At 72.9% G+C, this 12,506-nt stretch carries 4 protein-coding genes; all 4 read left to right on the forward strand.

The genetic code is table 11. The annotated features are described in order from the left end of the window. Nucleotides 1-4: 4 nt before the first annotated feature. Entirely contained in the window at nt 5-1,462 is a 1,458-nt protein-coding gene (locus OG289_RS25875) for a beta-ketoacyl [acyl carrier protein] synthase domain-containing protein (RefSeq protein ID WP_327316399.1), read from the forward strand. A gap of 45 nt (nt 1,463-1,507) precedes the next feature. After that, a complete protein-coding gene (locus OG289_RS25880; protein WP_327316400.1) occupies nt 1,508-3,079 on the forward strand; it encodes a fatty acid--CoA ligase in 1,572 nt (523 codons plus the stop codon). Nucleotides 3,080-3,223: 144 nt separating this feature from the next. Continuing rightward, complete coding sequence (locus OG289_RS25885; RefSeq protein ID WP_327316401.1) at nt 3,224-4,087, forward strand: alpha/beta hydrolase family protein; 864 nt, start codon at nt 3,224-3,226, stop codon at nt 4,085-4,087. A 46-nt stretch (nt 4,088-4,133) separates the two neighbouring features. Beyond that, nucleotides 4,134-12,506 carry a type I polyketide synthase gene (locus OG289_RS25890; RefSeq protein ID WP_327316402.1) on the forward strand — a complete coding sequence of 2,791 codons (8,373 nt, stop codon included), beginning with the start codon at nt 4,134-4,136 and terminating at the stop codon, nt 12,504-12,506.

Genomic DNA, 12,506 nt, shown 5'->3' on the forward strand with positions numbered 1-12,506 from the left:
GCCGGTGAAGGAGTACATCGAGTCGTTGCAGGGGCTTTCCAAGTCCCAGCTGGTGCTCCTGCTGGCGCGACAGCGCCGGCAGGAGACCGAGCGGATCGCCGTGGTCGGCATGGCGTGCCGGTTCCCCGGTGGCATCGACAGCCCCCAGCAGTACTGGGACGCGCTGCGCACGGGCCGCAGCGTCCTGGCCGAACGGGGCGGGATCCCCAAGGACTCCACCGGGCGTCCCCGGTGGAACGTGTCGGCGCCGGACCTGGCGCCGTTGGCCGACCTGCTCGCCCAGGGCGCCTACCTGGACGCCGTCGACCTCTTCGATGCCGAGCGCTTCGGCATCCCGGACGAGGAGGCGCGGTACATGGACCCGCAGCAGCGGCTGCTGCTGACCTGTGCCGCCGATGCGCTGGAGGACGTGGCGCCGTTCGACCGCGCAGAGGCCCGGGTGGGCGTCTTCGCCGGGGTCAGCACGGTGGAGTACAACTTCGCCGCGCTCCGCAACGGCCTGGGTGTCGAGGGCCTCTCCCCGTACATGGGCACCGGCGGAGCACTCAGTGCGACGGCCGCCCGGGTCGCCACCGGGCTCCGCCTGAACGGCCCTGTGCTGACCGTCGACACGGCGTGCTCCTCCGCCCTGACCGCGACCCACCTGGCCTCGTCGGCGCTGCGCCGCGGCGAGTGCGACGTGGCGATCGTCGGCGCCTGCCACCTGACGCTCGCGCCGTTCACGGCGGGCGTCTTCGAGCAGGCGGGGATGCTCTCGCCCACCGGACGCAGCCGCCCCTTCGACAGCGAGGCGGACGGCCACGTGCGGGGCGAGGGCTGCGGAGTGCTCGTGCTCAAGCGCGAGCGTGACGCCCGGGCCGCCGGCGACCGGCCGTACGCGCTGATCAAGGGCAGCAGCATCTACCAGCACGGCGACCGGCCGGCGATGGCGGCCGTCTCGTCCGTGGCGCAGCGCCGCGTGATGGCGCAGGCGCTGCGGGACGCCGCCGTCGATCCGCATCAGGTGCAGTACATCGAGGCCCAGGCCAACGGCTCCAAGCTGGGCGGGGTCATCGAGGCGGAGGCGATCGCGGACACGTACCGGCGTGCCACGAGCCAGGCGCCGCCGCTGTACCTGGGCTCGGCCAAGGCCAACCTCGGTTACCTGGAGACGGCCTCCGGGGCCGCCGGGCTGATCAAGACCGTGCTCGCCCTGGGGAACCGTGTCATCCCGCCACAGCCGGGGATCGACGTCCCTGACCCGGCGGTGCCGTGGGACCGTACCGGCCTTCGGCTGCCCCGCACGGCCGTGCCGTGGCCCGAGGCCGAATCCCCGATGGCGGCGGTGAGTTCGTTCGGTTTCACCGGCACCAACGCACATGTGCTGATGGAAGGGGGCGAGGACCTGGAGCCCCGGCCCGCGCCGCACAGCACGGCGGCCCAGGGACGCCGCCACTGGCCCGACGACAACATCTGGGGCTGACACGGCTGTGCCGCGAGCCTTGGCACGAGGAACCGAGGAGCAGCGATGTACTTTCCGAACCTGCGGACGCTCGACGCGAGCGTGGCGTTCCACGCCCGGCGCCGCCCGGACCACCCGGCCGTGCTGTGTGAGGGGTTGACCGTCACGTACGGCGAGTTGCACCGGCGCAGCAACCGTATGGCGCACGCGCTGCGTGCGGCCGGTGTGTCGGATCAGGCCAGGATCGGCTATCTCGGCAAGGAGTCGGAGCACTACTACGAGGTGCTCTTCGCCTGCGCCAAGACCGGAACGGTCCTGGTGCCCATCAACTGGCGGCTGACCGTCGGCGAGGTGGACCACATCCTGCGGGACTCCCGGACGGAACTCCTTTTCGTGGAGGAGGAGTTCCGCGCGCTCGCCGAAAAGGCGATCGCGGCACTGCCCCACCGGGTCCAGGTCGTCGTCGTGGACCACGGGGGCGACGCGGGCGAGGGCATCCTCGGCTGGGCCGCCGGTCACCCGGACACGGATCTGGCACGGTCCGTGCACGAGGACGACCCGGTCGCGCAGCTGTACACCAGCGGAACGACCGGTTTGCCCAAGGGAGTCGTGCTCGCCCACCGCAGCTTCTTCAAGGTCCGGGACGCGCTGGCGTCCGAGGGGCTGTCCTGGATCGACTGGCAGGAAGGCGACGTGAGCCTCATCGGCATCCCCGGCTTCCACGTCGGCGGGCTGTGGTGGGCCACCCAGGGTTTTCACGCCGGCATCACCAACGTCGCCATGCGGATGTTCATCAGCGGTGAAGCGGTACGGCAAATCCGTGAGCTGGGCGTCACCACGGCGTGCGTGGTGCCCTCGATGCTGCAGATGGTGCTCAGCGAACCGGAGGCGAGCGACGAGGACTTCGTGTCGCTGCGCAAGGTGGTCTATGGCGGTTCCCCGATCTCCGAGCGGCTCCTGGAACAGGCCGTCGAGCGGATGGGCTGCGATTTCGCTCAGATCTACGGGCTCACCGAGACGGGTAACACCGCGGTGTGCCTGCCGCCCCACGAGCACGTGGTGGGCGGGGCGCGGATGCAGGCGGCGGGCCGGCCGTACCCCGGCTTCGAGATCAAGATCGTGGACCGTGACGGCACCCGCCTCGAAGGACGTTCGGTGGGCGAGGTGTGCCTCCGCACGCCCGCGCACATGGTCGAGTACTGGGGGCTGCCCGAGGCCACCGCGAGCACCCTGGTGGATGGCTGGATCATGACGGGGGATGCCGGCTATCTCGACGAGGATGGGTATCTGTTCGTCTGTGACCGGATCAAGGACACGATCATCGTCGCGGGGGAGAACGTCTATCCGGCGGAGATCGAGAACGCGCTGACCAAGCACGAGGCGGTGCTGGAGGCCGCGGTGATAGGCGTGCCCGACGAGCGGTGGGGGGAGGCGGTCCGGGCGTTCGTGGTGTTGCGTCCGGGGACGGCCGCGACGCCGCGGGAACTGATGATGTCGCTGAAGGGAAGGATCGCGGACTTCAAGATCCCGACAGGGTACGAGTTCATCGGCACGCTTCCCAGGAACCCCAGCGGGAAGATCCTCCGCCGAGAGCTGCGCGACAGGTTCTGGCAGGGGCATCATCGTAAGGTCAACTAGGCGTGCATCGGGGGGAGTTCGTGGACCGGGGGGTTCGCGACGAACACCCGCCGGTACTGGTCCGGCCGCTCCCGCTCCCGGGGCCGGCTGCCCCCTCGACGCCGGCCGCCCGCTGGCCGCCGGCAGGAAATTCCAGGTGATTTGATGAGTTCGTCCTTCACTGCCGTGCGCAGGGTGCTGAACGCCGCCTCGTACGTCTCCCCCCGGCTCCTCGGCGGTTACGTGTGGCGGCTGTTCTGCGAGCCGGTCACGCGTGACAAGGTGCGCGGCGCCCAACAGCCGGTCCACGACCAGGCCGTGGTGGAGAAGATCACCGTGAACGGCAAGGACGTGGTGACCTACCGCTGGGGCGAGGGCGGCAACCCGGTGCTGCTCATCCACGGCTTCGGTGGCCGGGCGGCCAACTTCGCCGGGTTCGTCCACGGGCTCCAGCAGCTCGGCGTCACCGCGCTGGCATACGACGCCTTCGGCCACGGCGACTCCGGGGGCAAGGGCGTCACGATCCTGGACCACCTGGCCGTGCTGCGGCAGTTGCAGGACCGCCACGGGCCCTTCCGCGCCGTCATCGGGCACTCCTTCGGCGGCACCACGGGGTACCTCGCGCTGCGGCGCGGCATCAAGGCCGGCCGGCTGGTGTCCATCTCCTCCGTGGGCGAATTCGCCTCCCTGCCGAGCACGTTCTGCAAGCAGCTGGGCCTGCGGCCGGTGTACGCGCGGGAGCTGCGGCGCCGCACCGAGCTGCTCTTCGCGTCCGAGCCGGACCCGTGGAACGCCTTCTCGCCCGTGCACCGCCCGGAGGAGATCGAGCAGCCGGTTCTCGTGGTGCACGACCAGAACGACCGCGAAGTCGGCGTGGAGCAGGGCCGCCGCATCGCCGCCGCGTACGGCGACCGGGCCGAGTTCCTGCTGACGGAGGGGCTCGGACACCGCCGGATCCTCGGCGACACCACGGTGATCACCAAGGTGCTGGCGTTCGCCGTGGGCGACGAAGTGACACCTGACGAGTAACGCCGGACGCGTCAGCAACCAGTAATCACGACCCTAGGTGAGAGCGATGACCAGCACTGTGCCGAGCCCCCGGAGCGAACCGATCGCCGTCGTCGGCATGGCCTGCCGGCTGCCCGGGGCAGCAGGGCCGACGAGCTTCTGGGAGCTGCTCCGCGAGGGACGGGACGGCATCACCGAGGTGCCCTTCGACCGTTGGACGGCGGGCGGGCCGTCCGCGCCGCAGCCCGGCAACACCGGCCGGGGCGGATTCGCGGACGGCATAGGCGAGTTCGACGCGCACTTCTTCGGCGTCTCGCCGCGGGAGGCCGCGTCGATGGACCCGCAGCAGCGGCTGATGCTGGAGCTGAGCTGGGAGGCCGTCGAGGATGCCGGCATACCCGCGCAGGACGTCGAGGGCAGCGCCGCCGGTGTCTTCTTCGGCGCCATCGCCGGTGACTACGACGCGCTGCTGAACCAGTACGGAGCGGGCAGCATCACGCAGCACTCCTTCACCGGGCTGCAGCGCGGCATGATCGCGAACCGGGTCTCGCACCTGTTCGGGCTGGAGGGCCCCAGCCTCACCCTCGACTCCGGGCAGTCCTCCTCACTGGTCGCCGTCCACATGGCCTGCGAGAGCCTGCGCTCCGGCGAGTTGGAACTCGCGCTCGCGGGTGGGGTGCATCTCAACCTCGTCCAGGAGTCGGCGTTGCGCGCCGACCGGTTCGGGGTGCTCTCGCCCGACGGCCGGTGCTACGCGTTCGATTCCCGGGCCAATGGGTTCGTCCGCGGCGAGGGTGGCGCGGTGTTCGTCCTGAAGCCGCTGTCCCGGGCGGTCGCCGACGGCGACGACATCATCTGTCTGATCCTCGGCAGCGCGGTCAACAACGACGGCCGGGGCGAGGCCGTCGGCGTGCCCAACCCGGCGGCCCAGAGCGCGGTCATCAGGGCGGCCCAGCGCCGCGCGCGGGTCCAGCCCGGCGACATCCAGTACGTCGAACTGCACGGCACCGGCACGGCACGCGGCGACGAGCTGGAGGCGTCCGCCCTGGCCTCGGTGTTCGCCGGATCGCGGGAGCCCGGCTCCCCCCTGCTCGTGGGGTCGGCGAAGACCAACGTGGGGCACCTGGAAGGCGCCGCCGGCGCTGTCGGACTGCTGAAGGCCGCCCTGAGCATCAAGAACGGTGAGATACCCGGGAGCCTGAACTACGCGTCGCCCGGGCCCCGCCCGCTCCATGGCGAGGCGGACCTCGAGGTGCAGCGCGGCCGCGGACCCTGGCCGCGTCCCGACCAGCGGTCGCTGGCCGGCGTCAGTTCCTTCGGTATCGGCGGGACCAACTGCCACGTCGTCCTCGGCCCGGCCCCCGAGGCCGCCGGGCAGGACGCGCGGCGGACGGCGCCGGAGGCCATGGCCTGGCCGCTCAGCGCCAAGAGCCGGCCGGCGCTCGAGGCCAAGGCACGTGACCTCGCCGGGCAGCTGACCCGCTCCCCGGATCTGCGGCCCGAGGACGTGGGCCTCTCGCTGGCCACGACGCGCTCGGAGATGGACTTTCGGGCAGTGGTCGTCGCTGGCGGCCGCAGCGAGTTCGGCGCGGCGCTCGACGCGCTCGCGGCGGGTGAGGCGGGCACCACCACGGCGCGCGGCGTCGCGCGGCGCCCGGCCAAGGTCGTGTTCGTCTTCCCCGGCCAGGGCTCGCAGTGGGCCGGCATGGCCCTCGGCCTGCTGGAGAGCTCCCAGGTCTTCCGGGAGGAACTGCAGGCGTGTGGACGGGCGCTGGCCCCGTACGTCGACTGGTCCCCGGCCGACGTGCTGCGCGCCGCCCCCGGAGCGCCGGGCCTGGACGAGGTGGAGGTCGTCCAGCCCCTGCTGTTCTCGGTCATGGTCTCGCTGGCCGCCGTGTGGCGCGCGCACGGCGTCGAACCCGACGCCGTGGTGGGCCACTCCCAGGGTGAACTGGCCGCCGCCTACGTCTGCGGTTCCCTGACCCTTCAGGAAGCCGCCCGCGCCGTCGCCCTGCGCAGCCGGGCCATCGCCAGGATCGCCGGGACCGGCGGGCTGCTGTCCATCGCCCTGCCGGCCGACCGCGTCATGCCCTATCTGGAACGCTCTGCGGGCGAACTGTCCGTGGCGGTGGTCAACAGCCCCCGGTCGACAGCCGTCGGCGGATCTCCCGAAGCGCTGGCCGCGCTGGCCGCCGCCTGCGAGCGGGACGGGGTGCGCAGTCGCCTGATCCTGATCGACTACGCCTCGCACTCGCCTCAGGTGGAGGCCATCCGCGACGAGGTGCTCGACGCGCTGAAGGACGTCTCTCCCCGCCGTTCGGACATCCCGTTCTTTTCCAGCACCGACGGCGGGCCGCTGGACACGCTCGGCCTGGACGCCGGGTACTGGTTCAGGAACCTGCGCGAGGCCGTGCAGTTCGAGCGCGCGACCAGGGCGCTGCTGGACTCGGGACACAACGTCTTCATCGAGGTGAGCCCGCATCCCGTGCTGGTGGCCGGGATGCTGGACACCATCGAGGACGCGGCGCAGGCGTCCCCCGACGAGCCCGTCGAAGCCGCCGTCGTCGGCACCCTGCAGCGGGACGAGGGTGGCGTCGGGCGCTTCCTGCGGTCCGCCGCCGAGGCCTATGTGCACGGTGTCCCGGTCGACTGGGCGAAGGGGTACGCCGGGACCGGCGCCCGCCGGGTCAAGCTGCCCGGCTACCCCTTCGAGCGCCGCCGGCACTGGCTGGCAGCCCCCCGGACACCGGTCCCCGGCACATCCGCCCCCGCTGCTCTGCCCGCCGCGCCTGCCGAAGCAGTACCGGAGGAGCAGCGGGCGGCCGAGCGGCCGCAGTCGGGACCGATCGGCGAGCAGGAGGCGCTGGACCTCGTCCGTCGGCACGCCGCGCTGCTCCTCGGACACGACAGTGCCGAGGCGATCGACGGCCGGCTGGCCTTCCGCGACCTGGGATTCGACTCCGTCAGCTCCGTCCAGCTGCGCCAGCGGCTCGTCGAGGCCACCGGCCTGAAGCTGCCCGTCGGCACCGTCTACGACCATCCGACGCCGCTCGCACTGGCCCGCAGGATCCGGCATCTGCTGTCGTCGTCCGCCGGCGGTGAAGCCGCCCCGCCGGCGGACGCGGAGGACGAGGACGACCCGGTCGTCATCGTCGGCATGGCCTGCCGCTATCCCGGCGGGGTGGCCTCCCCCGAGGATCTGTGGCGTCTCGTGGCGGAGGGCGAGGACGCCGTCGGGGACTTCCCGGCCGACCGCGGCTGGGACCTGGAGGGCCTGTACCACCCCTCACCGGAGCACCGGGGAACCACGTACGCGCGCTTCGGCGGATTCCTGTACGACGCCGCCCGGTTCGACGCGGCGTTCTTCGGCGTCAGCCCGCGTGAGGCGCAGGGCATGGACCCGCAGCAGCGCATTCTGCTGGAGACCGGCTGGGAGGCGTTCGAGCGGGCCGGCATCGTCCCCGAGACGGTACGCGGCACGCGCACGGGCGTCTTCATCGGGGCGATGCCCTCCGGGTACGGACCGCCGCTCGGCGAGGCACCGCAGGACCTGGAGGGCTATCTGCTGACGGGTACGAGCCCGAGCGTGCTGTCCGGCCGGCTCTCCTACACCTTCGGGCTCAACGGGCCGGCGGTGACGGTCGACACCGCCTGCTCGTCCTCGCTGGTCGCGCTCCACCTGGCAGTTCACGCCCTGCGCCGCGGTGAGTGCTCGATGGCGCTGGCCGGCGGGGTGGCCGTGATGGCGACGCCCGGCATGTTCCTGGAGTTCAGCCGCCAGCGCGGCCTGTCGCCCGACGGCCGGTGCAAGGCGTTCTCCGCCGATGCGGACGGCACGGGATGGGGCGAGGGCGCCGGCGTCCTGCTGCTGGAACGGCTCTCCGAGGCCCGCCGCCGCGGCCACCGCGTGCTCGCCGTGGTCCGTGGTACGGCGACGAACCAGGACGGCGCGAGCAACGGACTGACGGCACCGAACGGTCCCGCGCAGGAGCGGGTCATCCTGGACGCCCTGGCCGCGGCCCGGCTCACCCCCGGCCAGGTCGACGTCGTGGAGGCGCACGGCACGGGCACGGTCCTGGGTGATCCCATCGAAGCGGGCGCGCTGTTCGCCACGTACGGGCAGGACCGCCCCGACGGCCGTCCGCTGTGGCTGGGCTCGCTGAAGTCCAACACCGGCCACTCCCAGGCCGCGGCCGGAGTGGGCGGCATCATCAAGATGGTCATGGCGATGCAGCACGGCGTCATGCCGCGCTCGTTGCACAGCGACCGCCCCTCCTCCCACGTCGACTGGTCCGCGGGGAGCGTACGGCTGCTGCAGGAGGCGATGCCCTGGGAGCGGGCCGAGGGGCCCCGCCGGGCCGGCGTGTCGTCCTTCGGTATCAGCGGCACCAATGCCCACGTGGTGATCGAGGAGGCGCCGGGTCCCGGCCCCGAGACTCGTGCCCCGGCCCCGGCCCCGGCCCCGGCCCCGGCCCCGGCCCCGGAGTCGGTGACCGGGCCGGTACCGCTGCCGCTGACGGCCAGGAGCGCGGCCGCCCTGGGCGCCCAGGCGAACGCGCTCCGCGCCCACGCGGCGGCCTCGGACGCCGGTCTGCTCGACCTCGGCCACAGCCTGGCCGCCACCCGCTCGACGTTCGAACACCGGGCCGTGGTGCTCGCATCGGACCGTACCGAGCTCTCCGGCGGCCTGGAAGCCCTGGCGAACGGTGCCCCCGCCGGGAACGTGACACAGGGAGCGGCGACGCCCGGCCGGGTCGCCTTCCTCTTCACCGGCCAGGGCAGCCAGTACCCGGGCATGGGCCGCGACCTGTACGCGGCTCACCCCGCTTTCGCCCGGGCCCTGGACGAGGTCTGCGCGCATCTGGACCCCCACCTCGGACGCCCGCTCCGCGATGTGATGTTCGCCGACGAGGCGGACGGGGAAACGGCGCTCGTGAACCGTACGGAGTGGACCCAGCCGACCCTGTTCGCCTTCGAAGTGGCCCTGTTCCGACTGCTCGAACACTGGGGCGTCACCCCGGATCATCTGCTGGGCCATTCCGTCGGCGAGATCGCGGCCGCGCATGTGGCCGGAGTCCTGTCGCTGCCGGACGCCTGCCTCCTGGTGGCGAGCCGCGCCCGGCTGATGGGCGGGCTGCCGGACGGCGGGGCGATGGTGTCGCTGGAGGCGGCCGAGCACGAAGTCACCGAATGGATCGAGACGCACGGCGCCGAGTTGGACGTCGCGGCGGTCAACGGCCCGGACGCGACGGTCGTCGCGGGGGACGCGGACTGGGCGGTACGCATCATGGCGGAGTGGCAGCGGCGCGGCCGCCGGGCCAAGCGGCTGACCGTGAGCCACGCCTTCCACTCCGCGAAGGTGGAGCCGATGCTGGGCGAGTTCGCCCGGGTCGCCGAGACCCTCGACTACCGTCCGCCGACGCTGCCCGTCGTCTCCAACCTGACCGGCCGGCCGGTCGAGGAGGCGACGCTGTGCTCCGCCGAGTACTGGGTCCGGCACGTGCGCCGGCCCGTGCGGTTCCTGGACGGCATCAGGGCGCTGGAAGCGGCGGGAGTCACCAAGTTCCTCGAAGTCGGGCCCGACGGTGTGCTGTCGTCGATGGCGAGGAGCTGCCTGACGGTGACCCCGTCGGCCGTGGTGACGGCCGCCGCCCGCCGCAACCGGCCCGCTGAGCGGACGTTCCTCACCGCGCTCGCCGCGCTGTACGTCCAGGGGGTCGAGGTCGACTGGGCGGCCGGGCTGTCCCGGGCAGGGGGGCGCACCGTCGCGTTGCCGACCTATGCCTTCGAGCGGCAGTCCTACTGGTTGACCGCACCGGCGCGCAGCGGCACCGACCTCGTCGGCGCGGGGCTCGAAGCGGCGGACCACCCGCTGCTCGGTGCGGCGGTCGAACTGCCCGCCACCGACGGCGTCGCGTACACCGCCAGGCTGTCCCTGGACAGCCACCCCTGGCTGGCCGACCACGTCGTGCTCGGCACGGTCCTGGTCCCGGGCGCGGCGTTCGTCGAGTGGGCCGTGCACGCCGCCGCGGGAACGGGCGGTGGCCGGGTCGGCGAGCTGGTGCTCGAGGCGCCCATGGCCCTGCACGAGGGGACCGCGCTCGACGTACGGGTGAGCGTCGGTGGTGCGCAGGCGGACGGCCGCCGCGAATTCACCGTGCACGCACGGCCACAGGACGCGTCCCGCGGGGAGTGGACCCGGCACGCGACCGGCCGGCTGGAATCGGCGGACGCCGGGCGCCCGGCCGCCGCCCCGGCAGCGGAGCAGAGCTGGCCGCCCGCCGGTGCCGTCGAGGTGGACCTCGACGGTGTCTACGAGCGGTTCGCCGAACGTGGGCTGCGGTACGGCAGCGAGTTCCGCGGGCTGCGGGCCCTGTGGCAGCTCGGGGACGAGCTCCTCGCCGAAGTGGAACTCCCTGGCGGCGAGGCCGAGGAGGCTCACGGTTTCCGCCTCCATCCGGTTCTCCTCGACGCGGCGCTGCACGCGGTCCTCGCGCCGGTACAGGAGCAGGACCCCGCCCTGCCCTTCGCCTGGCAGGGGATCGAGACGTACGCACCGAGCGGGCGGCGCCTGCGGGTCCGCGCGACCCCGTTGCGCCAGGGCGGCAGATCCGGCGAGCTGTCGGTCTCGCTCGCCCTCGCGGACGGCACGGGCCGCCCGGTGGCCTCGGTCGAGTCCCTGCGTCTGAAGCGAACCACGCCCGAACAGCTCGGCCGGGCGATCGGGCAGCGGCAGGGGGAGCTGTACCGGCTGGAGTGGCCGCTCGTCGCGGCCCCGGCGGTCCCGGGCGGGCCGGAGGGCCGGTGGGCGTTTCTGGGCAGCGACCACCTCGGCCTGACCGGGATGTTCAAGAGCGCCGGTGTACCGGTGGACGTCTGCCCGGACCTGCTGGCTCTCGACAGTCTGGTGGGGGCCCCGGAGCCGCCGCCCGCGGCCGTCGTCGTCACGTGCGTGGGGGAGAAGGACACCGTCGACGAGTCGGTCGCCGCGGCGAGCCGGCGGGCGCTCAGACTGGTCCAGGAGTGGCTGACCGACGAACGGCTGGCGGCGACCCGGCTGGTGCTCGTCACCGCGGGCGCGGTCGCCACCCGTGCGGACGAGGAGGTGTCCGACTCGGCGGGCGCGGCCATCTGGGGCCTGATCCGAAGTGCCCAGACGGAACACCCCGGACGATTCGTCCTGGTCGACATCGAACCGGGGGAACGCGGCGTGGACGGGCTGATCGGCGCGATCACGTCCGGCGGGCCGCAGACGGCCGTCCGCTCCGGTGCCGTCCGGGAACCCCGCCTGGCGGCGGTCCGCGGCAGGCGTCACCCGGCCGCGGTGGGCAGCGGACCGTGGACGCCGGACGGCACCGTGCTCATCACCGGCGGGACCGGCATGCTCGGCAGCCTGCTCGCCCGCCACCTGGTGCGGCGGCACGGCGTACGAAAGCTGGCGCTGCTGAGTCGCCGTGGCCCGGCGGCACCCGGTGCCAAGGTCCTGGTGGCCGAACTGACCGCACTCGGCGCCGAGGTGTCCGTCCTGGCCTGCGACGCGGCCGACCGACCGGCGCTGGCCGAGGCACTGGCGCGGCTGCGGAAGGACGCTCCGCTGAGCGCCGTCGTGCATACGGCGGGGATCCTCGACGACGGCATCGTCACGGGGCTGACACCCAAGCGGCTGCAGCGTGTCCTGAGGGCCAAGAGCACGGCAGCGCTCAATCTCCATGAACTCACCACTCAGGACACGCTGTCGGCGTTCGTCCTGTTCTCCTCGGTCATCGGCATGCTCGGTGGCGCGGGACAGGCCAACTACGCCGCGGCGAACAGCGTCCTGGACGCGCTGGCACACCAGCGCAGGGCGCTCAAGCTGCCCGCCGTCTCGCTGGCCTGGGGCCTGTGGAACCCCGACGCGGGACTCGCGGCGAGCCTGTCGGACGTCGACATCGCCCGTATGGCCCGGTCCGGTCTGGCGCCGTTGTCCGTGCAGCGCGGGATCGAGCTGTTCGACGCCGCCCTCGCCTGTGACGAGCCCGTGCTCGTGCCCGTCGCGTTCAACGCCGAGGCGCTGCGCACCCGGTCCGGCGGCCTCGCAAAGGTGCTGACCGGGCTGGCACCGGCCGGGGCGGCGCGGCCCGGGACGGCGCTGCGGGTCTCGCTCCGGGACCGGATGGTGGCGCTGCCGGAGGCGGAACGGCCGTCCGCGCTCCGCACGTTCGTCCGGGAACAGATCGCCGCGGTGATGGGGTACGCCTCGGCGGACGCCGTCGAGCCCGAGCGGGAGATCTGGGACCTCGGCCTCGATTCGCTGACCGCGCTGGAACTCACCAGCCGGCTGACCGCCGCGGCCGGCCTGCGGCTGCCGGCCACCCTCACCTTCGACCACCCCTCCGCCGCCGCGCTGTCGCAGTACCTCCTCGAGGTGCTGACCAGGGAGGCCGTACCGAAGCAGCCGTGA

The organism is Streptomyces sp. NBC_01235 (genome assembly GCF_035989285.1).
Lineage (GTDB): Bacteria > Actinomycetota > Actinomycetes > Streptomycetales > Streptomycetaceae > Streptomyces.

Coding starts and splice junctions, on each gene's coding strand:
- OG289_RS25885 (WP_327316401.1), top strand. CDS start 3,224: ATGAGTTCGTCCTTCACTGCCGTGCGCAGGGTGCTGAACGCCGCCTCG.
- OG289_RS25890 (WP_327316402.1), top strand. CDS start 4,134: ATGACCAGCACTGTGCCGAGCCCCCGGAGCGAACCGATCGCCGTCGTC.
- OG289_RS25880 (WP_327316400.1), top strand. CDS start 1,508: ATGTACTTTCCGAACCTGCGGACGCTCGACGCGAGCGTGGCGTTCCAC.